At 65.2% G+C, this 23,677-nt stretch carries 18 protein-coding genes and 1 pseudogene; 12 read left to right on the top strand and 7 right to left on the bottom strand.

All coding sequences use genetic code 11. The features are described from left to right. The first annotated feature begins 39 nt into the window (after positions 1–39). The 7 genes and pseudogenes from ABD05_RS18860 (at position 40) to ABD05_RS36375 (ending at position 8,727) form a co-directional block, all read left to right on the top strand. The gene (locus tag ABD05_RS18860; RefSeq protein ID WP_238594164.1) at positions 40–4,911 is read left to right on the top strand and encodes an RHS repeat-associated core domain-containing protein; all 4,872 of its coding nucleotides are present in this window, start codon (positions 40–42) and stop codon (positions 4,909–4,911) included. Continuing rightward, the gene (locus ABD05_RS36385; RefSeq protein WP_082146267.1) at positions 4,908–5,183 is read left to right on the top strand and encodes an immunity 53 family protein; all 276 of its coding nucleotides are present in this window, start codon (positions 4,908–4,910) and stop codon (positions 5,181–5,183) included. The genes ABD05_RS18860 and ABD05_RS36385 overlap by 4 nt, the downstream gene beginning before the upstream one ends. 272 nt (positions 5,184–5,455) lie before the next feature. Further along, complete coding sequence (locus ABD05_RS39310) at positions 5,456–6,124, top strand: RHS repeat-associated core domain-containing protein (protein ID WP_047901672.1); 669 nt, start codon at positions 5,456–5,458, stop codon at positions 6,122–6,124. Positions 6,125–6,455: 331 nt separating this feature from the next. After that, the gene (locus tag ABD05_RS18850; protein WP_141685076.1) at positions 6,456–6,956 is read left to right on the top strand and encodes a hypothetical protein; all 501 of its coding nucleotides are present in this window, start codon (positions 6,456–6,458) and stop codon (positions 6,954–6,956) included. A gap of 282 nt (positions 6,957–7,238) precedes the next feature. Continuing rightward, positions 7,239–7,391 (top strand): annotated as a pseudogene (locus ABD05_RS39545) (RHS repeat-associated core domain-containing protein); the annotation flags it as partial. 508 nt (positions 7,392–7,899) lie between these two features. Further along, positions 7,900–8,223 carry a hypothetical protein gene (locus ABD05_RS18845; RefSeq protein WP_047901670.1) on the top strand — a complete coding sequence of 108 codons (324 nt, stop codon included), beginning with the start codon at positions 7,900–7,902 and terminating at the stop codon, positions 8,221–8,223. Positions 8,224–8,466: 243 nt separating this feature from the next. After that, entirely contained in the window at positions 8,467–8,727 is a 261-nt protein-coding gene (locus tag ABD05_RS36375) for a hypothetical protein (protein WP_082146161.1), read from the top strand. Between the two features lie 250 nt (positions 8,728–8,977). Here ABD05_RS36375 and ABD05_RS18840 read toward each other — a convergent pair whose 3' ends face one another. The 5 genes from ABD05_RS18840 to ABD05_RS18820 form a co-directional block, all read right to left on the bottom strand. Then, a complete protein-coding gene (locus ABD05_RS18840) occupies positions 8,978–9,700 on the bottom strand; it encodes an HAD family hydrolase (protein ID WP_047901669.1) in 723 nt (240 codons plus the stop codon). 24 nt (positions 9,701–9,724) lie between these two features. Further along, a complete protein-coding gene (locus ABD05_RS18835) occupies positions 9,725–10,696 on the bottom strand; it encodes an ornithine cyclodeaminase family protein (RefSeq protein ID WP_047901668.1) in 972 nt (323 codons plus the stop codon). A 106-nt stretch (positions 10,697–10,802) separates the two neighbouring features. Next, positions 10,803–11,882 carry a DSD1 family PLP-dependent enzyme gene (locus ABD05_RS18830; RefSeq protein ID WP_420796371.1) on the bottom strand — a complete coding sequence of 360 codons (1,080 nt, stop codon included), beginning with the start codon at positions 11,880–11,882 and terminating at the stop codon, positions 10,803–10,805. A gap of 179 nt (positions 11,883–12,061) precedes the next feature. Continuing rightward, positions 12,062–13,021, bottom strand: coding sequence for a LysR substrate-binding domain-containing protein (locus ABD05_RS18825; RefSeq protein ID WP_047901666.1), 960 nt, complete (start codon positions 13,019–13,021; stop codon positions 12,062–12,064). Positions 13,022–13,329: 308 nt separating this feature from the next. Next, the gene (locus ABD05_RS18820) at positions 13,330–14,244 is read right to left on the bottom strand and encodes an NAD(P)/FAD-dependent oxidoreductase (RefSeq protein WP_047901665.1); all 915 of its coding nucleotides are present in this window, start codon (positions 14,242–14,244) and stop codon (positions 13,330–13,332) included. A gap of 141 nt (positions 14,245–14,385) precedes the next feature. Here ABD05_RS18820 and ABD05_RS18815 point away from each other — a divergent pair, with 141 nt between their 5' ends. From ABD05_RS18815 to ABD05_RS18800, 4 genes are all read left to right on the top strand, one after another. Beyond that, complete coding sequence (locus tag ABD05_RS18815) at positions 14,386–14,826, top strand: Rrf2 family transcriptional regulator (protein ID WP_034182055.1); 441 nt, start codon at positions 14,386–14,388, stop codon at positions 14,824–14,826. A gap of 260 nt (positions 14,827–15,086) precedes the next feature. Next, complete coding sequence (locus ABD05_RS18810) at positions 15,087–15,656, top strand: DUF2760 domain-containing protein (protein ID WP_047901664.1); 570 nt, start codon at positions 15,087–15,089, stop codon at positions 15,654–15,656. Continuing rightward, a complete protein-coding gene (locus ABD05_RS18805; RefSeq protein WP_047901663.1) occupies positions 15,653–17,494 on the top strand; it encodes an Hsp70 family protein in 1,842 nt (613 codons plus the stop codon). The genes ABD05_RS18810 and ABD05_RS18805 overlap by 4 nt, the downstream gene beginning before the upstream one ends. 5 nt (positions 17,495–17,499) lie before the next feature. Continuing rightward, positions 17,500–20,301 carry an Hsp70 family protein gene (locus tag ABD05_RS18800; protein ID WP_047901662.1) on the top strand — a complete coding sequence of 934 codons (2,802 nt, stop codon included), beginning with the start codon at positions 17,500–17,502 and terminating at the stop codon, positions 20,299–20,301. 229 nt (positions 20,302–20,530) lie between these two features. Here the strand turns inward: ABD05_RS18800 and ctlX are convergent, their stop codons facing one another. After that, on the bottom strand, positions 20,531–21,532 hold the full coding sequence (ctlX, locus tag ABD05_RS18795; RefSeq protein ID WP_047901661.1) for a citrulline utilization hydrolase CtlX: 1,002 nt from the start codon (positions 21,530–21,532) through the stop codon (positions 20,531–20,533). A 59-nt stretch (positions 21,533–21,591) separates the two neighbouring features. Further along, complete coding sequence (locus ABD05_RS18790; RefSeq protein WP_047901660.1) at positions 21,592–22,671, bottom strand: ornithine cyclodeaminase; 1,080 nt, start codon at positions 22,669–22,671, stop codon at positions 21,592–21,594. Positions 22,672–22,966: 295 nt separating this feature from the next. On the opposite strand from ABD05_RS18790, the gene ABD05_RS18785 reads away from it, so the two are divergent. Continuing rightward, a complete protein-coding gene (locus ABD05_RS18785; protein ID WP_006753967.1) occupies positions 22,967–23,398 on the top strand; it encodes an Lrp/AsnC family transcriptional regulator in 432 nt (143 codons plus the stop codon). Positions 23,399–23,677: the final 279 nt, after the last annotated feature.

The raw sequence follows: 23,677 nt of genomic DNA, 5'->3' as shown, positions 1-23,677 counted from the left end.
GCGTCGCGTCCGCTTCCCGTTCGAAACAGATAACAACTTATGACCGGAACTGCAGCCCCTTCCACTCCTCAGCGCCGGATTCCTCAGGCGCTTCAGCAAAACGCCGAAGCGCGGCGTGTCATCGTCAGTCCGGTTCCCGCGCCGGGAACATCGCCGAAGCTGGTTGCCGCCGGCACCGAATCGGTCAGGAACCACGGCCTCGAGATCTTCGTGCAGTGCCTGTACATGGTGCCGTTCGTCGGCAACGCGATGTCGCTGTACGACGTCGGCATCGACATCTACCGGATCTGCAGCGAACCGGGTGGCACGAAGAAGGTACTCAATTGGGGGATTCTCGCGATCGACGCGATCGGAGTCGTGCCGGCTGCGGGTAACGCCACGCGCCCGGCACGCGCGGTCGTCAAGGAAGTGCTGCTCGCGTTCGCGAAGGGTGCGGGCGCTGCGGTGCTGGTCGACCTGTTCTGGGCGACGGCCGGCGGCGACGTGCTCGCGTTCATGGCCGAACTCGATACGCATCTGCGGAAGTGGAAGGACAGCATCGTTCAAGGCGTGCGCGATGCGTCGCGCACGGTGCGGCGCTTCGTGCTCGATCCCGTGTCGACTGCCGAACAGATGGGGCGGGTCAGGAAGAACACGGGCTTCCTGTCATGGGTGCCGTCGTCGGAAGAGATCGCGCTGATCGGCATCGACCAGTTGCTCAAGGTGTCGGGGCAGCGCGACGCGATCGTCGCATGGCTGGACGAGTTCGATCGCAACACGGGGCCGATGCTGGATAGCGCGTTCGGCAACGTGGAGGAGGCCGGCAGCCTGCTGTTCATGGCTGCGCAGATCACCGCGGAGATCACGGCCCGCAAGGCGCGCAAGATGCCGTCGCATGTGGCGCAGGCCGCACCGGGCACGATGCGCGAGCCGCACCGGAAGCCGGGCGAGCACCGCGATTCGACGCAGAAAGGCGCAGAGCCGAGTCCGCTGCCGGCAAAGGACGGCTGCGGGTGCCCGAAGACGGGCAGCAACAAGCCGGTCAACTACGCGATGGGCGACGAGAACCTCGAGCAGACGGACTTCGTGCTCGATGGCGTCGTGCCGATCGTGTGGACCCGACGTTACCGGTCGAGCCTCGCGGGTTACGACGCGAGCCCGCTCGGGGCGCGCTGGAGCAGTGCATATCACCTGTCGTTGCAAGAGCGGGACGGCGTGCTGACATTCTTCGACCCGGATAGCCGCGCGGTGCCGCTGCCGCCGGTCGGTATCGGGGAATCGGTCGAGGTGCAGACCGAGCAGTTCACCGTGACGCGTCCGGATGGACGGCATGTACTGCTGGCGTACCCCGACGGCTCGCACGAACGCTATGAACTGCACGGTACGGCGACGCAGGCCCGCTATCGGCTCATCTCCCGTACCCACCGCGACGGTCTCGGCCTGCGCTTCCTCTACAACGCAGCCGGCGAGCTCGTCACGATCGGCGACGGCGCGGGGAACGCGATCCGCATCGATTACGTCGATGGCCGCGTCTCGGCGATCTACCGCGATGGCGTGGCGGGTCTCGCCAACGAGGCCCTGGCGCGCTACACGTACGGCGTCGCAGGCGACCTGACCGGGCACACCGACATGCTCGGATTCCGGCGCACGTATGCGTACGAGCAGCACCTGCTCACGCGCTATACGGATTTCAACGGTCATCCCGCGAACCTCGCGTGGGACTGGCCGGGTCGACGCGAAGGCGTGCCGGCGCCGGCCGACGCGCGATGCGTGCGCACGTGGTACGGCAACGAAGGCCAGCCTGTCGAGGACGACACGACCTTCGAGTACCACCGCGAACACTGGTACACGAAGGTCACCGATGCGGACGGCAATGCGACGATCCACCGCTACGATTACCACAACCGGATCGTGCTGGTCGAACACGCGGACGGTTCGACCGAATCGTACGAATGGGACGAACAGAACCGTCTGGTCGGGTCGAAGAACGCACTGGGCCACACGCAACGCTTTGCTTATGACGCGCACGGGCGTCTCACGGCCGAAACGGACGCACTCGGCAACACCACGCGCACCGACTACGACGAGAGCGGACTGCCCGTCGCCGTCACGACCCCGGACGGCCGCGCTACGCAAACGGCCTACGACCCGCTCGGCCGGCCGGTCTCGACGACGGACGCGGCCGGGCGCGTGACCCGCTATGCATGGGGTGTCCAGGGCGAGTTGCTGTCGCTGACCGATCCGAAGGGCGGCGTGAAACGCTTCCGCCATGACCACGCGGGACGACTGGCCGAGGCGACCGACTGCTCCGGCCACGCGACGAGCTACGGCTACGACGAGCGTGGCCACCTGTCGCGTGTCACCGACGCCGAAGGCCACGTCACGCTTTACCGCTGCGACGCGCGCGGCCAGATCGCCGGCATCACGCATCCGGACGGGATCGAAGAGCACTTCACGTGGGACGGCGAAGGCAACCTGCGGACCTACCGCGACGGGGCGGGCCAGGTCACCGAATACATGTTCAACGCACGTCGGCAACCGACCTGGCGCAAGGATGCGGCGGGCCGGGAACTGGCGTATGCATACGATCGGCAGTGGCGGCTGCAGCGGCTGACCAACGAGAACGGGGACCAGACGCGGTTTGCCTACGACCGGCTTGGGCGGCTGGTCGAACAGACGGATTTCGACGGCAGCACGACCCGTTACGCGTGGGACGACGCGGGGCAACTGACAGGCTCACAGCAAGGCGACATCGCGACGACCTACACGCGCGACCCGCTTGGGCGGCTGACGCGGCGCGAGACGAGGGGGGAGGGTGGTCGCGGCCAGGTGACCGAGCGCTTCTACTACGACGCCCGCGGCCGGCTGACGACCGCGCACGGGCACGGCAGCCTCGTACGGCTGCACTACGACGACGCCGACAACCTGATCGCCGAGGAACAGACAATCCGCCCGGATATCCGCGGCGAGTACACGTCGGTCACCCGGCACGAATACGACGCGCTCGGCAACCGGATTCGCACGCAACTGCCGAACACGCGCACGATCGACTGGCTGCGCTATGGGTCGGGTCACCTGCATGGCGTGCTGCTGGACGGCCAGCCGCTCGTGGACTTCGAGCGCGACAAGTTGCATCGCGAGACCGTGCGGCGGCATCGCCGCTTCGAACAGACGCGCGAATACGATCCGGCCGGTCGGCTCAAACGGATGATCGTGCGTCACGATGCGAACGCGCGGCCGTCCGACTGGATCGCCGGACGTGAACTCCGGTACGACGCGGCGGGGCAGCTCACGCGCATCGAGGATCGTACGCGCGGGGCGACGGACTACACATACGACCCGACGGGGCGCTTGCTGAAGGCGACGACGCCGGACCTGAAGGAAGTGTTCGCGTTCGATCCGGCGGGCAATCCGGTGGATCCGGAGAAGATCCCGCCGCGCCCGAGCGAGGAAACGCTCGAGGCGCTGACGGCGCGGGTGCCGCGGGTCATCGCGGAGGATCGCGCGTGGTCGGAAGCGCACCCGGGCGAGCGGATGACGCCGGCGCAGCTCGAGCGGCGCAAGCGGTTGTCGGACGAACTGGGGGCGCTGATCAACTGGACGCGGGCGCTGCCGAAGTGCGTGGGGAACGTGCTGACGGAACTGAATCGCACGCGCTACACGCATGACGCACACGGGAACCTGGTACGGAAGGTGGAGCGGGTCGGGGCGACGTGGCTGTACAAATACGACGCGGCGCACCGGCTCGAACGGGCCGATCGTTATGCGAAGCCACCGGCGGCGGATGAGGTCGATCGGATCGAGACGAAGCAGGGTGGTGTGGTTTCCATTTCGGGGACAGTGCGGCCGGAGTTGCGCGTGAGCTTCGCGTACGACGCGTTCGGCCGTCGGACGCTGAAGGAGGTGGAGCAGCGGGACGGCAGCATCGACCGGACGGTGTTCACGTGGGACGGCGATGTGCTGCTGCTGGAGGAGCGGTTCCATATCCCGCCGCCGCAGCCGGGCGAGCGTGAGCCGGTGATGCATCGTCCGACGAATGTGGTGCGGGAGGATCCGGCTGATGAGTATTCGTTGCCGGTGGCGCAGCGGATGCATACGTTCGGGGAGCGGCCTCAGTGGCGAGGGGCGTCGATCTACCTGCATGAACCGGGGACGTTCGAGCCGCTGGCGCGGCTGGACGAGACGCTGGTTGAGGCGGCATTCATTGCGACGGGCACGGACGGGCGGTTCGTGCAGGTGCCGGCGAAGACACGGCATGCGACGCTGTTTTACCAGAACGATCATCTGGGGACACCGCAGGAACTGGTGGATGAGGCGGGGAAGGTGGTGTGGCTGGGGCGGTATCGGGCGTGGGGCGGGGAGAAGAGGGTCTGGCGGGAGACGCCGGAGCGGAATGAGGCGAGCAACCCGATTCGGTTTCCGGGGCAGTATTGTGATGAAGAGACGGGGCTGCACTACAACCGGCATCGGTACTATGATCCGGGCAGTGGACGGTTCATATCGAAGGACCCGATCGGGCTGGCGGGTGGGATCAATGTCTATCAGTACGCGCCGAACCCAATAAGCTGGATCGACCCGTTAGGGCTTTCGACGCAACGTCCTAAATGCTTACCTAGCTGCAACGATTACGCGTCTCAGGGTCCGAAAGATTCAACTGAGATGGCCCAAGAACTTTCCAAACAGATCAACCAAAATTCGGTAACGTTCTCTACACCCACAACACAAGGCCACATTGATCTGCAAGGGGCATCGCATTTCGATAAGGCTACGGGAACAGATATTCCGACACCTCATGTTCAGACTCGTACAATTAACGTTGGACCAAACGGCCGGGTGACGACATCGAAAAAGACGGAGGTTACAAGGGCTGCGACTAAACAAGACGTTCGAGTTGCAAGGGAACTGGCGAGACGAAAGGGGCTGTGCAAATGAGTGATCCGATTGATGCTTTGCAAAACTGGTATACCTCCCAATGCGATGATGTTTGGGAGCACTCTTATGGCGTTGAGATTACCAATATTGACAACCCGGGCTGGAGGGTTAAGGTAAGTGGTGCGTCAGGGAGGAAGCCTGCCGATATGAATGCAGAGCGCGATGAAGAAAATTGGATAACGGTGAAGGCGACCGAAACGGAATTCGTCGGATACGGTGGTCCTGGTAATCTGAATGAACTACTGGCGCTCGTTGTCGATTGGTTGCGATAAGGAATAAGGGCCGCTTGAGCGGCCCTTATTGTTGGTGTGATTAGTTGAAGCTCGGCGTTCAGGTGGCGGTGATGATGAGCTTGCCATGTTCAACGTGAACGCAGAGCTTCTGGCCGGCATGGAAGCCTTCATCGTGGGCCAGCCGCTGAGCCACAGGTCCAGCGGCTCGCAGTGGCTCTCGTCGTAGAGGGCTTTCCGTCCGTAACGGTCCATGTCGCGCTTGTGCTGCATTGTGATGAACCGTTCCGTGACGTTTAAGATTGGCGTCAACCATGATCGGCCGTCGGACGCTGAAGGAGGTGGAGCAGCGGGACGGCAGCCTCGACCGGACGGTGTTCACGTGGGACGGCGATGTGCTGCTGCTGGAGGAGCGGTTCCATATCCCGCCGCCGCAGCCGGGCGAGCGCGAACCGGTGATGCATCGTCCGACGCATGTGGTGCGGGAGGATCCGGCTGATGCGTATGCGTTGCCGGTGGCGCAGCGGATGCATACGTTCGGGGAGCGGCCTCAGTGGCGAGGGGCGTCGATCTACCTGCATGAACCGGGGACGTTCGAGCCGCTGGCGCGGCTGGACGAGGCGCTGGTGGAGGCAGCATTCATTGCGACGGGCACGGACGGGCGGTTCGTGCAGGTGCCGGCGAAGACGCGGCATGCGACGCTGTTTTACCAGAACGATCATCTGGGGACGCCGCAGGAACTGGTGGATGACGCGGGGAAGGTGGTGTGGCTGGGGCGGTATCGGGCGTGGGGTGGGGAGAAGACGGTCTGGCGGGAGACGCCGGAGCGGAATGAGGCGACGAATTCGATTCGGTTTCCGGGGCAGTATCACGATGAAGAGACGGGGCTGCATTACAACCGGTATCGGTACTATGATCCGAACAGTGGCCGGTTCATCAGTAAAGACCCGATCGGGCTGGTTGGTGGGATTAACGTCTTCTAGTACGCGCCGAACCCGGTTGGCTGGATTGATCCACTTGGCTTGCAGAAGAAGCGGCCTCGTGTGCCTCCGCACATCTCACAACAAAAACAAGCGGGACACGTCTTAGGTGAGCCACAGTATGATAATCGCGTAAAACAAGGTAAGGCGACATCATGTTTTTGTGATTGGACTGATGCAGTTCAATATACGGGTGATGCTTGGAATCAAGGAATCCCTGTTCCCGGACGTCCAAATGTTCGAGATCACGATTTTAAGAATCCGGTAGGATTTGGCCCTAACGGAGGTACTCAAACTTCAGTGCGTGTTCACCAAGACAATGCAGGGAAAATTCATGGACATCCCAAAGGACCAGAAGCCCCCTAAATCCAACTTCGATTGGGAGAGGTTTTTGCGATATGTGATTGAGGCTTATGGTAGCTTTGAGCGCCCTGAGTACTTCTTTTCTCGTCGGTGGTTTGGGGAGCAGAAGTATCCAGAAATGCTGAATTTTATAAAAGAGAATTATCAATTTTCGGAAGACACGGAGCCTAATACCGATGTCAGCTATTCCTTTGTTATCAAGAAAGGGAAAGAAAAGGCTGTTATGCAAGTATCTTTCGTCGGTCCGTATTTTTATCTGTCGAAAGTTCTGCCAGACGGCAGTCCATCGTTGCCGGAAGAAGATTTGCCTTCAAGAGATTTCAGATTTTCTATGCTTAAATATATGCGCGAGGCGGGATTCATTTTTACGCCTCACGCTGCTTTGAGCAAGAAAATTCTATTTGGCGGTGAGGATGTGAGCGTATATTCAATTCTTTACTGTTACGAGTATGAATCCTCGTGGGTGGCATGAGAAGGCTCGTGTGCGGAAGGAGTGAGGCCGTTCTACGAATGGAGACGTTCGCCTTCGACCGGCCTGTTAGCACTGGCTCACGTGAACCCGTAATGGTACGTGTACGGCGTGTGACCCGATCGACACTTGCCAACCGTCGCGCGAAGTTGAATTGCCTTGATACACAAGGCTCAACGGCGTGTCGTTCACCGCGCAATACCACTATGACGCGAAATGCAATCTGCGTCGCAGCAGTAGATTGCGACGGCTGAACGGTGAGAGGTCGAGGGTAGCGGCAAGTAGACGGGGCTGCATTACAACCGGTATTGGTACTATGATCCGGGCAGTGGGCGCTTCGTGTCCAAGGACCCGATTGGGCTCGCAGGCGGGATCAACGTCTATCGATACGCGCCGAACCCGGTCGGGTGGATTGATCCGCTGGGCTTGGCTAAGACCACATGCGACTTATATGCATTTGGCAAAGCCAGTGGTCCGCGCGAACCTAGAATCCAGGGCGTTAACACAAAACCGGGACTAAACGCAGACTTGATTGCCGACGCAGCTGGAATGGTGGGGCCGACTACTGAAGGAGGAGCGTCGACATTTGGTAATGTCAATAAGGCACATATCAGTGGTACTTATCACAAGCTTCCAATTGGATCGGAACTCCCAGATGGGATAGAGGTCGTCGCGGATGGCAAGGACGTTGGCGGGGCGCATGCCGCAACTCATCATACAGTCTGTCCTTCTAAGCGAATGTCGGGACAGACATTTTTCGAGAAATTCAAAAATCTGCCTTGGATTAAGGCTGGGAAGAAGCAATTATGAAATATAAAGAAAATGAATCGTGGGAGAGGCTTAAAGGGGCTTTCAAGATATGCGTGAAATTGAGAGGTGGGTTTGTAAAAAAACATCCGCTGTTTCTTTTGTTCAGAGAGCCTTTTCCGTGCCAGAGGAAAGGGCTATGGCCATCGATGTGGTGTCGAGCTATCCTGAGTCGGAGAGAGTCGTATTTTTTAAGCAGTTGATCTCAATGTCAAGCTATGTAAATGGTTTTACGGAGGAGTGCGGAAATTTGATATTGGAGTTGCCGCGTGATTGGGTGATGAAAAATATCGAGGCGGAAATTGATGGAGTGCTGGCTAATGGTGGTTATGAAGAGTATCGCTGCTTACTAGAATTGTGTTGTGAGCTGGATCGAGATTTGATGATTAAATTTGCAAGGCGTGCTCTGGATGGTTCTGACGAAGACATCAGAGATGCGGGGGCAGATTTCTTGTCCTGCTAATCTGACCGAGGTCAAGCGGTTGTAGTAATGAAGGCTGGCGTCTCTGCGGTTCCTGTAAATGTCACGACGGTGTCTCCAGAGGAAGCTACACAACTCAAGGCAGGGCCGCAGACGGTGACGTAGTTGCATCGCCAACTTATAGAAACCAAAATCATGCGACCCTATCGGGAATAACTGCGGAACAAGCGGAAGCGCTTATGACACCGACTGTCCGCAATCCTAGCGCAGGAAAGTAGGCCGAATATGAACGATGAACAACTAGAGGAAATCGAGGCTCGCTGCAAGGCAGCTACGCTTGGGCCGTGGGTATCTTATGTTGAAGGAAGAGATCATGAAAGTGGTTCAAATTTCATCATGACCGGTCCAGAATGGGCTCGCAGTGACGATATCGAGTTAAGTGGTGCAGCCGTCGCAGATCAAGATTTTATTGCCCATGCTAGGCAAGATATACCGCTGTTGGTTTCCGAGATAAGGAGGCTTAGAGAAGTGTTGGCGCGCAAGTAGCAGTCGTTTCCTGCGTTTAAGGCACGGGGGCGGGGCTGCATCACAACCAGTATCAGTACTGCGATCCTAATAGTAGACGGTTCGTATCGATGGATTCGATTGGGTTGGCTGGTCGAGTCAACGTCCTTATATATGCGCCGGATCCAATGACCTGGATCGATCCGCTTGGTTTAATGGGCTACCGAATCGCGCGCGAACTGCTGGGCGAGTCGGGCGTGGTCGAAGGCGCAGCAGCGGATCGCGCATGCGATCACGACACTTCGACAGGTCCGCCGAGCGCGCGACACAGCATCGACAGGTCGCGGAGCGTGAGGTGCGGCGTCGCGGCATGCTGCGGATCGCGTTCCACTTCCGGCTGTTGGTCGCGAACCACCCATGCCGCCTGAAGCCCCGCATTCAATGCACCGACGACATCGAGGTGGAAGTCGTCCCCCACATGCAGCAATTCCGCCGGACGCACGTCGAGCGCCTCCGCCGCCGCATGGAATATTTCGGGTTCCGGCTTCGCGATCCCGAACGCACGCGCGCTGAGCGTTTCCCGAAAGAATTCGCCGCCGCCGGTCAGCCGGAGGTCCGCGTTGCCGTTGGTCACTGCGATCAACGGAAACCGCGCGCTCAGCCATGCCAGTGCCGGCAACGCGTCTTCATAGAACTCGACCCGGTTCCGGGCGGCATAGAAGACTTCGTACGCACGTTCGGTAAGCGCGACATCTTCGTTTGCGCGTTCCAGCGCAAGCCTGATCGATCCGATTCTCAACGCACGATAGTCGCTGACGAGGTCAGGACACAAACGTTCGTATTCCTCACGTAGATCGCTCAGTGCCTGTTGCGTGGGCAGCACGCTCGCGGTATCGGGCGCGTGCTCGATCAGCCACGCGCGAAGTGTCGCTTCGGCGCGTTCGACGGACGGCCCGAACGGCCACAGGGTGTCGTCGAGGTCGAACGAGAGGGCGGATACCTTGGCGAGGCGCATGATGATTGAAGGGGCGGAGGTCGATTACCACGGCCACGGAACGGAGATTCCGGTTCCGTTCTCGGCGGCCTGCTCATACAGGAAACGCGCGACAGTCAGATCCTGGAGCGCGAGTCCGGTCATGTCGAATACGGTGATGTCGCTCGGCGAGCGGTCGATCGACGCCGTTCCGGCGAGCAGGTCGCCGATTTCGGTGCGCGGCAGATCCGGCGCCCACTGACACTCGCCGATGCTGCGCGCCTGATCGTGGTCGTCGACGAAAATGCGCGCGCGTTGCAGCACGCCGGCCGGAAGTTCGCGTTTGCCCACCGTGTCGGCGCCCACACAGGTCAGGTGGGTACCTGGCTGAACCGCATCCGCATCGAACAACGCACCACCGCCTGGCGTTGCCGTGATGACCACATCGCTGTCGGCCACCGCGTGGTTCCGGTCGCGAGCGACGCGGATCGCGCATCGTTCGCGGAATGCCGATTCGAACACCGGGTCCGGCTCGCCGCCGACGTTCACATACTGCACCGTGCAACGTTGCGGCAGCAGCCTGAGCGCGTATTCGAGCTGGACGCGCGCCTGCACGCCCGTGCCGAACACGCAGATCCGCGTGCTGTCGCGGCGGGCCAGCAGTTGCAGCCCGAGGCCGCCTGCGGCACCGGTCCGTGCGGTGGTGATCGCATTGCCGTCCATGATGCAGAGCGGGCGGCCGGTGGCCGGATCGAACAGCGCGACGGTTGCCTGATGCGGCTCGCCGCCGCGGGCCCGGTTGCCGGGCCAGAATCCGGCCGCCTTGAACCCGAGCAGATCCTGGCTCGCGACGTCGCCCGACTTGATGCCGAATACGCCGCCGGTGTGCAACTTCTCGCGGACCACCGGGAACACGCGTCCGGCCCTTTGGCTGTGCAGCACAAAGGCTTCCCGCACCGCGGCCATCACTTGCTCGGCCCGAAGGGCGGGCTCGACGGTATCGCGGTCGAGAAGAAGGAGTCGGGCGTCTGTCGGCATGTCGGATCGGGCTTTCCGCCGCAAGGCGAATCGGGAATGTTGAAATTGTGTCCAGATTTAGATAAATAGTCAATGCGCGGGCGGATGTCGCGAATGCGGGGTTCGTTCACCACCCGTAGAAGCGCGGCCACGCGTCTGCGGTGCCGTCTTCGCCGATAGCCTGATATTCGGGATGTTGCGCGCCGGTGGCGCACGCATGATTCGGCAGGATGCGCAGGCGCGTTCCGATCGGAAACCGCTGCGCGATGCCCGTGTCGGGCGAGCCCGCGCGCGACACGATGCCGTGCTCCTGGTTCGCTGCGCTCACGACGTAGTCGCCGAGCACGTCGCCGTCTTCGGTGCAGACCTGCCCGTAGCCGAAATCGTGCGCCTGTCGCTGCGTGCCGCGGTCGCGGCTCATTGCCATCCAGCCCGCGTCGACGATTGCCCAGCCTTTCTCTTCCTGGTGTCCGATGACGGTGGTCAGCACCGACAGCGCGATCTCGGACAGCTCGCACACGCCGATGTTGTGCATGACGAGGTCGAACAGCACATACACGCCGGCGCGAACCTCGGTGACGCCGTCGAGGTTTGCCGCGGACAGGGCGGTGGGCGTCGAACCGATACTGACGACCGGGCAGGGCAACCCGGCGGCCCTGAGGCGCTCCGCGGCCCGCACGGTGCGGCTGCGCTCCTGTTCGGCGATCGCCACCAGCGCGTCCCGCGTGTTGTAGTCGTAGCTGGAGCCCGCGTGAGCGAGCACCCCGCCCAGCATCATCCCGCCGTCGACCAGTGCGCGGCCCACGTCGATCAGCAGGTCGCCTTCGGGCGGGACGCCCGAGCGATGGCCGTCGACGTCGACCTCGATCCAGACTTCGAAGCGCTCGCCGTGCCCGCGCCCGAATTCGGCGATGGCGTGCGCGGCCTGCAGGCTGTCGGCGACGATCTTCAGGTCGCAACCCTGCCGGCGCAGCGCAAGCGCCTGGCCCAGTTTCGCGGGCACCATGCCGACCGCATAGACGATGTCCCGGACGCCGCCCGCGAAGAACTGCTCGGCTTCCTTGAGCGTCGACACCGTGACGCCTTGCGCGCCCGCAGCGATTTGCGCGTCGACGACTTGCCGGCATTTCGTGGTCTTGACGTGCGGCCGGAACCTGACGCCGAGTGCGTCCAGATGCGCCTGCATGCGGTCGATGTTGCGACGCATGCGGTCGACATCGATCAATGCGGCCGGGGTGTTGAGGGTTTGAATGTCCACGATGCGTTGCCTCGGAGTGTTGCTGACGCGAACACTGTAGGGCAACTGACGGTCGCCATGTTTAACGCGTGACTAATCCATCATTAAGCATCGTTTAATCGGCTGAATCGCGCGGGCCGCGGTGCGGCTCATGCCTTGCCACGCCACGGCGGCGGATCGAGGAACTGCCGCGCAGCTTCGAGAAAAACCCGTTGCCGCGCGGAGCGGCCGGTGCGCGACGGCAACAGCGCCGTCACCGGCGCGGGCGGCAGGCTCCAGTCGGGCAGCAACCGGACGAGCTTGCCGTTCGCCAGCAGCGGGGCGACGTCCCATTCCGAGCGTTCCACGATCCCGAGCCCGGCCAATGCCCAATCGGTGATGACGGTGCCGTCGTTGGAGGACAGCGCACCCGTGACGCGGATCACGGTGGACCGTCGGGACTCGCGTTGACCGTCGCCGCTTGGCGAGAAGCGCCATCGCGGAATGTCCTCGTCGTTCTCGCGCAGGCACAGGCAGTCGTATCGGGCGAGGTCGGAAGGATGATTCAGCTCCTTGATGCGACGCGCGTAGCCGGGGCTCGCACACAGGAAGCGTTCGTTGGGCGCGAGCGGATAGCCGATCCACGACGACGACTTGAGGCTGCCGACGTGCACGACCACGTCTGCCGCCGATGCGCTCGTCAACGGGCTCTCCGACAGGTGGAGCGAAATTTCCAGCTTCGGATGCGCGCGTTGCACGTCGCGCACGATCCGCGCGACGTACTTGCGCCCGAAGCCGAACGGGGCGACGACGCGCAGCGTGCCTTGCACGTCGCCGTGGTCGCCCGAGATGCTGACCGGCAGCGCCTCCACGCGCTCGAGAATATCGACGGCTTCCTGGTACAGCCGTTGCCCCTCGTCGGTCAACGCGATCCCTTGCGACTGCCGCACGGCGAGCCGTGCGCTCAATCGCGCCTCCATCCGCTGCAGGCGAATCGTGACCGCGGGCGGCGTGAGGTCGAGCAGGCGCGCCGCAGCGGCCAATGAACGCGACGCGCCGATCGCGCGAACGAGTCGAAGGTCGTCGAGATCGAGCATTTCATGTCCCTTAATGCTGGTGTTGCCTAGCATTAAACCGCACATCACGCGGCGAATCCATCGATGCGGCGAAATGCCGGCGCGGATTCGGGCAACGGGGATCGACGCCGTGATCGCGCCGCTGATGCTCACGAACGTCTATACGATGGCCGGCTCGCCGTCGGCCGCGTGATCGTGCTGCTTGTGCTCGCGTGCCGGTGCCGGTCGCGCAGCCGGCCTGTGGCGGATCAACGGGCGCGAGACGCGGCGGATTTTGCTGGACGAGTGCAGCACGGAGGGTGGTGCGGAACCGGCGGCGGATGCGGCGGCGCGCGTCTCGTGATCTCCGGCTGCACGCCGCGTCACGCGTGCAGCCCGAAAATCAGCGATCGATGCGCGGCGATCCCCGCCGTCACGCCGGATGCCGACGCGAACGTCGCGTTGGTCATCGGCGTCGACGCGTCGCCAGCCGCGAATACCCCTGCGACGCTCGTCTGCTTCCACGTATCGACTCGGACGACCGGACCAAGCGGCCCTTCGTCGAATGCACACCCGAGTTGCTCCGCGAGATCGCTCGTCATTACCGTGCGCGCGCCGACGAACAGCGCATCGATCGGCACGACCTGCCCGTCGGCGAGCCGCAGCGCTTCGATGCGCGGTGCATCGCCAAGAATTTCAACGACCGGCGACCGCTCGATGCGCACGCCGCGCGCGTCGAGCAACGCGGATTCTTCTTCATTCGGATCGACCACGCCCTGCGTGAACCACGTCGTCGGGCCCCAGTCCGGAATCAGGATCGCCTGATGCACGGAAAGCGGATGCGTGGCGAGCACGCCGAGCCGCTGGCCACTTACCTCGTACCCATGGCAATACGGACAATGCAGCACGCTGATGCCCCAGCGTTCCGCGAGCCCCGGCAGCGCGGGCAGTTCGTCGCGGATGCCGGTCGCGAGAATCAGCCGGTCGGCGCTCGCGCGGCGGCCGTCCGACAGCGTCACGTGGAAGCGGCCGTCGGCATCGCGCTCGGCCGTGCTCACTTCGCCGTCGAACCGCTGCACGGTCGGATACGCGTCGAGTTGCGTGACGGCTTCGGCAATGATCTGCGCGGGCGGCTTGCCGTCCTGCCCGAAAAAGCCGTGCGCGTGTTCGGCAAAGCGGTTGCGCGGCCGGCCCGCGTCGATCACGAGCACGCGGCGTCGCGCCCGCGCCAGCTGCATCGCGGCCGACAGCCCCGCAAAGCTACCGCCGACCACGATCACTTCATGATGGTTATGCATGCATCCGCTCCTGTTCCTGAACCTGCGTGAATGACGGACGTGTCCCGATGGCGGTCAACTCATGAAACACGTGAAGTTGCATGATAGGGCGATGGTATCATTCATGCAACTTCAGAAGTTTCGAGAAAGGGGGCGCCGCCCGTGAGAACCGACAGCCGTTTGTCGCGCATGCTGCATGCGCTGATCCACATGGACCAGGCCGACGGCCCGCTGACGTCGGAGGCGATCGCGACGATGCTGTGCACGAATCCGGTCGTCGTGCGGCGCCTGCTCGGCGGCTTGCGCGACTGCGGCTACGTGCAGTCGGAGAAAGGGCACGGCGGCGGCTGGGTGCTGAGCGTCGCGCTCGACGACATCACGCTGCTCGACGTATATCGCGCGGTGGGCGAGCCGCCGCTGTTCTCCGATCTGGTGCCCGAGGACGAGCCCGAATGCCTGGTCGAACAGGCGGTCAACGCGCATCTGTCGGCGACGTTGAAGGATGCCGAAGCATCGTTGCTGGCGCGCTTCGGCGAAGTCACGCTCGGCATGCTGTCGCGCGATTTCGAAGCGAAGGCTGCGCTGCGGGGCTACACGCGCTGACGCGCCGCAGCATCCCGATCGATCGCGCCTGACGTGCAATCCGGCGCGATCCGGCGCGGCCCAAACCGTCGCGCCGCGATGTTCTGTCCCCCGACTTCTGCCCGGTTCGCCCGCCACAGGGCAAAATACGGGTTTTCCGCACCCGCGAGGGCGCGTCCGAATCACGCGCCGGGCGGCGGCAGTGCGCATCGCGCACGCCGTCACCGGGCGCCCAGGCAAGATTGCTCGCCCAGTCGCGAGCCCACAGGAGTCCAGACCCCATGCCCGAATCCAACCTGTCCTTCTTCGGCCGGCTGTCGCTTGCCGTCGGCACGTTCTTCTCCGTGCTCGGCAACCGCGAGTTCGCGGCCGGCGTGCTGCGCGTGCGCGATGGCGCCCCGGCACCGGTCGCACCGGCGCCCGCGCCCGCACCTGCGCCCGTGAAGGCCCCGGCGCCCGAGCTGCGCGAAGCGAGCCCGCAGGCCGCGCTGCAACTGCTCGGCCTGCTGCAGCGCGATGCGCGCTTCATCGACTTCGTCGAGGAAGACATCGCCGGCTACGCGGACGCCGACATCGGCGCGGCCGCGCGCCTCGTGCACGACGGCTGCCGCGCGGCGCTGCGCGAGCACTTCACGATCGTGCCGGTGCGCGACGAAGCCGAAGGCAGCCGTGTGACGCTGCCGGCCGGCTTCGACGCGACGGCCGTGCGCGTGACCGGCAACGTGGTCGGTTCGGCGCCGTTCACGGGCACGGTCAGCCATCGCGGCTGGCGCGTCGCCGACGTGCGCCTGCCGAAGCTGACGGGCAGCCACGACGCATCGGTGGTCGCACCGGCGGAGGTGGAACTGTGAGCGATCCGCGCTATTCGATCGGCATCGACCTCGGTACGACCCACTGCGCGCTGTCGTACGTCGACAGCGCCGCAAGCGACGGCGAAAAGATCACGCAGCAGGTGCTGCCGATCGCGCAGCTCACCGCGCCCGGCGCACTGGAGTCGCGCGACCTGCTGCCGTCGTTCCTCTATCTGCCGCATGAAAGCGAACTGACGCAGGGCGACCTGACGCTGCCGTGGACGGCCTCGCGCGGGTTCGCGGTCGGCGAGATGGCGCGCACCCGCGGCGCCGGCACGCCGATCCGCCTCGTGTCGAGCGCGAAGAGCTGGCTGTGCCATCCGGGCGTCGACCGTCGCGCGGCGATCCTGCCGGGCGATGCGCCGCCCGAAGTGTCGCGCGTGTCGCCGCTGGAAAGCTCGATCCGCTACCTGACGCACCTGCGCGAAGCGTGGGACCACACGCATCCGGATGCGCCGTTCGCCGACCAGGACGTGACGGTGACGATCCCCGCATCGTTCGACCCGGCCGCGCGCGAACTGACGGCCGAGGCCGCACGCGCCGCCGGCTACTCGCGGATGACGCTGCTCGAGGAGCCGCAGGCCGCGCTGTACAGCTGGATCCAGAAGAGCGAAGGCGGCTGGCGCAAGCAGGTGCAGGTCGGCGACCTGATCCTGTGCGTCGACGTCGGCGGCGGCACGACCGACCTGTCGCTGATCGCGGTGGTCGAGCGCGACGGCAATCTCGAACTGCATCGCGTGGCGGTCGGCGAGCACATCCTGCTCGGCGGCGACAACATGGACCTCGCGCTCGCGCACGTGGTCGCGCGCAAGCTCGCGCAGCAGGGCACGCAGGCCGATCCGTGGCAACTGCGCGCGCTCACGTACGCATGCCGCGCCGCAAAGGAAACGCTGCTGTCCGATCCGACGGCCGACGCGGTGCCGCTTGTCGTGCCGAGCCGCGGCTCGAAGCTGATCGGCGGTTCGATCCGCACGGAGCTCACGCGCGCGGAACTCACGCAGACGATTCTCGAAGGCTTCTTCCCGCAGGTCGATGCGGCCGCGCGCCCGGTGAGCCGCGCGCGCGTCGGCCTGACGCAGCTCGGCCTGCCGTATGCGCAGGACGCGGGCATCACGCGCCATCTCGCGGCGTTCCTTGGCCGCCAGGTCGCGGCGCTCGACACGCTCGAAGGCGTGCAGCGCACGCTGCCGCAGGGCGCGACGTTCCTGCATCCGACGGCCGTGCTGTTCAACGGCGGCGTGTTCAAGTCGGCGCTGCTCACGCAGCGCGTGCTCGATACGCTCAACAGCTGGCTCGCCGCCGAAGGCGCGCCGCCCGCGCGCCTGCTCGCAGGCGCCGATCTCGATCTCGCGGTCGCGCGCGGCGCGGCTTACTACGGCTTCGTGAAGCGCGGCCGTGGCGTGCGCATTCGCGGCGGCACGGCGCGTGCGTACTACGTCGCGATCGAATCGGCGATGCCCGCGGTGCCGGGGCTCGAACCGCCGGTGCAGGCGCTGTGCGTCGCGCCGTTCGGGATGGAGGAAGGCTCGGACGCGGCGCTGCCGCCGCAGGAGTTCGGCCTCGTCGTCGGCGAACCGGTGCAGTTCCGCTTCTTCGGGTCGTCGGTGCGCCGCCAGGACCAGGTCGGCACGCTGCTCGACTACTGGTCGGCGGAAGAGCTGCAGGAGCTGGAAGAAATCCAGGCGACGCTGCCCGCCGAAGGGCGCACGGTCGGCGAGATCGTGCCGGTGAAGCTGCATGCGCGCGTGACCGAAGCCGGCACGCTCGAACTCGAGGCGATCCCGAGCGGCACGAACGAGCGCTGGAAGGTCGAGTTCGACGTGCGCGGCGCCGCCTGAACGCGATGAAGCGCTATACGGTCGGCATCGACCTCGGCACGAGCAATACGGTCGTCGCATACGTCGAGGCGGGCTCCGACGCGATCCGCGTGTTCGACGTCGAGCAACTCGTCGGCCCCGGCGCGGTGGCCGCGCAGCCGCTGCTGCCGTCGGTGCGTTATCACCCGGCGGCCGGTGAGCTCGCGGCGGACGCGTTGAGGTTGCCGTGGCAGGCGGCCGGCGCGCGCGACGCGGCCGCCCGTTCGGGCGGCGGCGGTGACGGCGGGTCAGCCGGTCGGGACAGCGGCGCTGGTGACGCGCTGCCTGCCGTGATCGGCCGTTATGCGCGCACGCTCGGCGCGCAGGTGCCGGGCCGGCTCGTGTCGAGCGCGAAGAGCTGGTTGTCGCACGCATCGGTCGACCGGCTCGCGGCGATCCTGCCGTGGGGCGCGGCCGACGGCGTCGACAAGGTGTCGCCGGTCGACGCGAGCGCGAGCTATCTCGCGCATGTGCGCGACGCGTGGGACGCCCGTTTTCCCGACGCGCCGCTCGCGAAGCAGGACGTGATCCTGACGGTGCCCGCGTCGTTCGACGACGGTGCGCGCGCGTTGACGGTCGAGGCCGCGCGGCGCGCGCGGCTGCCCGCGCTGCGGCTGCTGGAAGAGCCGCAGGCCGCGTTCTACGATTGGCTGTACGGGCAGCGCGCGACGTTGCGCGACACGTTCGCCGACGCGCGGCGCGTGCTGATCTGCGACGTCGGCGGCGGCACGACCGACCTCACGCTCGTCGATGTCGCGCCCGGCGACGACGGTGAGCCGACCTTTACGCGCGTCGGCGTCGGCAATCACCTGATGCTCGGCGGCGACAACATGGACCTCGCGCTCGCGCGCCTGGTCGAGACGCGGCTGACCGAGCCCGGTACGCGGCTGTCGGCCGCAAGCCTGTCGCAGCTCGTCGAGCGCTGCCGTGCCGCGAAGGAGCGGCTGCTCGGCGACGATGCACCGGCGTCCGTCACCGTCACGCTGCTCGGCGCGGGCAGCAAGCTCGTCGGCGGCGCGCGCTCGGCCGAGCTGACGCGGCAGGAAGTCGAACAGATCGTCGTCGACGGTTTCTTTCCGCAGGTCGAGGCCGGCGAGCTGCCGCGTCGCGCGCGGGCCGCGATCGTCGAATTCGGGTTGCCGTATGCGAGCGACCCGGCCGTCACGCGGCACGTCGCCGCGTTCCTGAACCGTCACGCGGAAGGCCCGCTGCCCGACACGCTGCTGCTCAACGGCGGCGTGTTCCGCGCAGGCGCGCTCGCCGGCCGTCTCGCGCAGACGCTCGGCGCGTGGCGCGGCGCGCCGCTCGACGTGCTGCACAACGCGCATCCGGACGTGGCCGTCGCGCGCGGCGCGGTGGCCTACGGGCTCGCGCGCGCCGGGCATGCGCCGCGCATCGGCGGCGGTTCCGCGCGCAGCTATTTCCTTGTGCTCGACGACCGCGCCGGCGACGCAGCCGCGCGCGGTGTTTGCCTGCTGCCTCGCGGTGCGGAAGAGGGCCGCGAGATCCGGCTCGAGGATCGTACCTTTGCGCTGCAGCTCGGGCAGCCGGTGCGTTTCCACCTCGTGTCGACGGTGGCCGAGACCGCGTATCGCCCTGGCGATCTCGTTGAATTGAAGGACGGCGATTTCGTGCGGCTGCCGCCGATCGCGACGGTCGTCGAGCGACAGGCGGGCAGCGATGCGCGCGAAACGCCGGTGAAGCTCACCGCGTCGCTGACCGAGGTCGGCACGCTCGAAATGCATTGCATCGCGACCGACGACGCGGCACGCCGCTGGCGGCTCGAATTCCAGTTGCGCGGCGATGCGCCGGCGCACGGCGGCGACGATGCGCCCGCGCGGCATCCGCGTCTCGACCAGGCCATCGAACTGATTGAGCGCTCGTTCGGCAGCAAGGCCGCGGACGTCACGCCAAAGGACACGCGCCGGCTGCGCGCGCAGCTCGAACAGGTGCTCGGCGCGCGCGAAGAATGGGACGTCGCGCTCGCACGCGAACTGTTCGACGCGTTGCTCGCGCGAGCGCGGCGGCGCCGGCGCTCGGCCGATCACGAACGCGCGTGGCTGAACCTCGCCGGTTATTGCCTGCGTCCGGGCTTCGGCCATCCGCTCGATGCGTGGCGCATCGAACAGCTGTGGCCGCTGTTCGACGACGGGATTCAATACGTGAACGACGGGCAGGTGTGGTCCGAGTGGTGGACGCTGTGGCGGCGCGTGGCCGGCGGCCTCGACGACGACGCGCAGACGCAGGTGCGCGACGCGATCGCATTCCTCGAACCGTCCGACGACAAGCGGCGCAAGCTGCCGTTCGATCCGGGCAAGGTCGGCCCGGCCGACATGACGCGGCTGTCCGCGTCGCTCGAACGGCTGCCCGTCGAGCGCAAGGTCGAACTGGCCGGGCGCCTGATCGCGCAATTGCAGAAGCCGGCCGAGCGTGCACTGTGTGCGTGGGCGCTCGGGCGCATCGGCGCGCGCCGGCCGTTCTACGGCAGCGCGCACAGTGTCGTGCCTGCGGAAGTCGTCAACGGCTGGCTCGACGCGCTGTTCGCGCTCGACTGGAAGCAGGTCGAGCCGGCCGCGTTCGCGGCCGCGCAGATTGCACGGATGACCGGCGACCGCTCACGCGACCTGCCGGACGATACGCGCGACGCGGTGATCAAGCGTCTGTCGGCCGCGAATGCGTCGGCCGCATGGATCGATATGGTGCGCGAAGCGATCGCGTTCGACGAAGCCGACACGGTGCGCGTGTTCGGTGAGACGCTGCCGGCCGGGTTGAAGCTGCTGTCGGGGTGAGCGGCGGGGTGAGCGGCGGGGTGAGCGGCGGGGTGAGCGGCGAGGTGTGCTGCGAGGTGTGCTGCGAGGTGTGCTGCGAGGTGTGCTGCGAGGTGTGCTGCGGGATCGTTCGGATGCCGGAGCATTCAGTGGCGCTGCCGATTCGATACCCTTCGAATACGAAAGCGGCTGCCGTTGCATCGCATCGGCAGCCGTTTTAGCTTTGCCAGTCTCTTTGTCAGCCTGCCGGTCAGATCTGCGGCGTCGTCTCGCGTGGCGATGCGGCCGATTCCACGGCGATCACGTCCTGCGCGGTCGCCCGCCGCGCGAGATGAATCCCCGCGAGCATGCAGCGCACCGACCCGCCGGCCAGTTCGATCGTCGGCACGTCGAGCGGCAGCAGCCGCGCGGAGCGCTCGATCGTCGCGCGCTGGTCAGGCGTGAGGCAATCGAACGCACGCCGCGACAGCGCGAGCACGCGCCCGTTTCTTCCCGACAGTTCCAGCGTATTGCCCGCGAAGTTCGCGATCTGCGACTGATCGAGCGCGATCACCGTGCGGCCGGTTTCGGTCAGGCGTTGCGCAATCTCGGCGCGGCGCCGGCTGTCGGCGATCAGGTCGAGGCCAACCATCGCGAACTCCGTCGCGACGCTCATCATCACGTTCGTGTGATAGATCGGGCGCCCGTCGGCGTCGGCCGTATCGAAACAGATCGGCTCGAAATTGAAGTGCGTGCAGAAGCGTTCGAGTGCGACCGGATCGGCGCGGCGCGAGCGCGCCGTGTACGCGATTCGCGCGACGTGGTCGAGCACCATCGCGCCGGTGCCTTCGAGGAACACGTCGTCGTATTCAAGGCCCGAATAGTCGATCACGTCCTGCACGCGATATTCGGCTTTCAGCATCTCGACGATGTCCGCGCGCCGCTCGCGGCGGCGATTCGGGCTGTGCATCGGATACAGCGCGACGTGGCCGCCAGGATGCGTCGAGAACCAGTTGTTCGGGAATACGGAGTCGGGTGTGTCACGCTCGCCGCGGTCGTCGAACACGTGCACCCGCACACCCGCATCGGCGAGCGTTTGCGCGGCGGCCGTGACTTCGTCGCGTGCGGCGGCGGATACCGACGACGTGTCGGTTGAACCGCCACCGGCCGTGCGCTGGAACGCGTTGTCGGCCGCGGTCTGCGGGTTCGGCAGGAAACGATGCGGCCGGACCATCACGACGGCGGCCGGCGCCTGGATCGATACGAGATTCATGGAAGGCAGGAGCGAAAGGCAGGGAACCGGGCAGCGCACAGGCCGCCCGGCGATGACGGTCAGCGCGCGAACGCGGCGACGGCTTCGGTCACGAATGCCGCGTGACCCTGCGCGATCGCAGCCGGATCGTCGATCAGCGCGAACAGGTTCTTCGGGTCGACGGCCGGTGGAATCAGCGCGATCTCGACCCCCGCGTTGTGCTGCTGTGCGAGTGCGTACAGGTAGCGCAGCGCCGAATAATCCTCGAGCGCGAAGCCGACCGAATCGAACACCGTGACTTCGTCCGCGCGTTCGCGACCGGTCGTTTCGCGCTGCAGCACGCGCCACAGCTCGGTGACGGGGAAGTCGGCCGGCATCTGCTGGATCTCGCCCTCGATGCGCGACTGGGGCTCGAATTCGACGAACACGCGGCCCGCCTGCAGCACGCCCGCTTCGAGTTCGGTCTTGCCGGGGCAATCGCCGCCGACCGCGTTCAGGTGCATGCCGGGCTCGATCATGTCGGCCGTGACGATCGTCGCGTACGCCTTGTCGGCGGTGACGGTCGTCACGATGTCGGCGCCGCGCACGGCGTCGGCGGTCGATGCGGCGCGCACGACGCGCAACTCAGGGTATGCGGCGAGGTTCTGCGCGAGCTTGTCGGTCGCGAGCGGATCGACGTCGAACACGCGGATTTCGTCGATGCCGAGCAGCGTGTGGAACGCGATCGCCTGGAATTCGCTCTGCGCGCCGTTGCCGATCAGCGCCATCGTGCGCGAGTCGGGCCGCGCGAGCACCTGTGCGGCGAGCACCGACGTGGCGGCCGTGCGCAGCGCGGTCGTCAGCGTGAGTTCGGCGAGCAGCAGCGGGTAGCCGGTATCGACTTCGGCGAGCGCGCCGAATGCCATCACCGTGTGCATCCCGCGCGCCGCGTTGACGGGGTGGCCGTTCACGTACTTGAACGCGAACAGCGATGCGTTCGCGACGGGCATCAGCTCGATCACGCCGTCGCGCGAGTGGCACGCGACGCGCGGCGACTTGTCGAAATCGGCCCACTGCAGGTAATCGGCGCGCAGCGTGTCGACGAGTTCGCGCAGGAACGTCGTGACGCCGGTCCGGGCGATCAGTCGGGCGGTGGCGGGAACGTCGAGGAAGCGAGTCATCGGTCTGTCTCCATTGTCTTTGCCGGTACGGGTGTCCTGGCATTCCGGTCGACCGGACGGCACTTCGGTGCGGGCTCGGGCTTGCTGAAAAGCGGCGGCGCGGCATATCCGGCCGGTCGATGGAGTCATTATTTCCGGGAGTGGAGCCAACAAAAAGACGGCAAAAGTGGCAGATTTATCGATAGACTATTCAAAATGTCAGCCAGATCCGGCAGTTTGCTAAATTTGCGCTGGTCGGAATGCGCAGCCTCCGGCACGCTGGCGGCCGGTTCACGCTCAACAGGAAAGCTCGCTCATGATCACGCTCGACGACGTCGACCGGCAGCTGATCGCGCTGCTGCGCGACAACGCGCGACTGCCCGTCGTCGCACTGGCGAAGGAACTGCGCGTCGCGCGCGCGACCGTGCAGAACCGGCTGACGCGGCTGGAGAAAAACGGCGTGATCGTCGGTTATACGGTGCGGCTCAAGCCGGCGGCCGAACGGCACCGGATTCGCGCGCTAATGTCGATCGCGGTGCAGGGCAACCGCGGCGCCGAGGTGGTGAAGGTGCTGCGCGGGCATCCGAACGTCGCGTCGATCCACAGCACCAACGGGCGCTGGGATCTCGTCGCCGAGCTGCATGCCGATTCGCTCGAGCATTTCGATCGCGTGCTCGGCGCGATCCGGCTGATCGACGGCATCGCGAGTACCGAGACGAGCATTCTGCTGTCGACGCACAAGGCGTGACGCGGGCGGAGGTTTGCGCTCGTGTTCGCTGCAGTATCAGTCGTGGGCTACCGATTCCGGAGACACTGGTTCGCCCGACCTCAGCGCCATTGCACGGTATCCGTTGGCATTTCCGCGACATCAATGCCGCCGTGTCGATGCTTCGTTTCGGAACGCCCATAACCGACGAATCGGTCTTCAAGCGTCTTCAAGACAAAGGAATCCTGGACAAAGATGGCAGCTTTTCCGCTTCTGGCTGACCGCGTCGATAGGACTTAACGGCTGTACCCGGGCAGCAAA

Origin of the sequence: Burkholderia pyrrocinia, from assembly GCF_001028665.1 — a bacterium.
GTDB classification, from domain to species: Bacteria; Pseudomonadota; Gammaproteobacteria; order Burkholderiales; family Burkholderiaceae; genus Burkholderia; species Burkholderia pyrrocinia.
Note: the sequence above shows the minus strand (reverse complement) of the source record. Positions and strands in the feature narration are given on the sequence as shown.

Coding starts and splice junctions, on each gene's coding strand:
- ABD05_RS18820 (WP_047901665.1), bottom strand. CDS start 14,244: ATGCATAACCATCATGAAGTGATCGTGGTCGGCGGTAGCTTTGCGGGG.
- ctlX (WP_047901661.1), bottom strand. CDS start 21,532: ATGAATCTCGTATCGATCCAGGCGCCGGCCGCCGTCGTGATGGTCCGG.
- ABD05_RS18800 (WP_047901662.1), top strand. CDS start 17,500: ATGAAGCGCTATACGGTCGGCATCGACCTCGGCACGAGCAATACGGTC.
- ABD05_RS18790 (WP_047901660.1), bottom strand. CDS start 22,671: ATGACTCGCTTCCTCGACGTTCCCGCCACCGCCCGACTGATCGCCCGG.
- ABD05_RS18850 (WP_141685076.1), top strand. CDS start 6,456: ATGGACATCCCAAAGGACCAGAAGCCCCCTAAATCCAACTTCGATTGG.
- ABD05_RS39310 (WP_047901672.1), top strand. CDS start 5,456: ATGATCGGCCGTCGGACGCTGAAGGAGGTGGAGCAGCGGGACGGCAGC.
- ABD05_RS18860 (WP_238594164.1), top strand. CDS start 40: ATGACCGGAACTGCAGCCCCTTCCACTCCTCAGCGCCGGATTCCTCAG.
- ABD05_RS18785 (WP_006753967.1), top strand. CDS start 22,967: ATGATCACGCTCGACGACGTCGACCGGCAGCTGATCGCGCTGCTGCGC.
- ABD05_RS18825 (WP_047901666.1), bottom strand. CDS start 13,021: ATGCTAGGCAACACCAGCATTAAGGGACATGAAATGCTCGATCTCGAC.
- ABD05_RS36375 (WP_082146161.1), top strand. CDS start 8,467: ATGAACGATGAACAACTAGAGGAAATCGAGGCTCGCTGCAAGGCAGCT.
- ABD05_RS18810 (WP_047901664.1), top strand. CDS start 15,087: ATGCCCGAATCCAACCTGTCCTTCTTCGGCCGGCTGTCGCTTGCCGTC.
- ABD05_RS36385 (WP_082146267.1), top strand. CDS start 4,908: ATGAGTGATCCGATTGATGCTTTGCAAAACTGGTATACCTCCCAATGC.
- ABD05_RS18835 (WP_047901668.1), bottom strand. CDS start 10,696: ATGCCGACAGACGCCCGACTCCTTCTTCTCGACCGCGATACCGTCGAG.
- ABD05_RS18845 (WP_047901670.1), top strand. CDS start 7,900: ATGGCCATCGATGTGGTGTCGAGCTATCCTGAGTCGGAGAGAGTCGTA.
- ABD05_RS18840 (WP_047901669.1), bottom strand. CDS start 9,700: ATGCGCCTCGCCAAGGTATCCGCCCTCTCGTTCGACCTCGACGACACC.
- ABD05_RS18830 (WP_420796371.1), bottom strand. CDS start 11,882: ATGCGTCGCAACATCGACCGCATGCAGGCGCATCTGGACGCACTCGGC.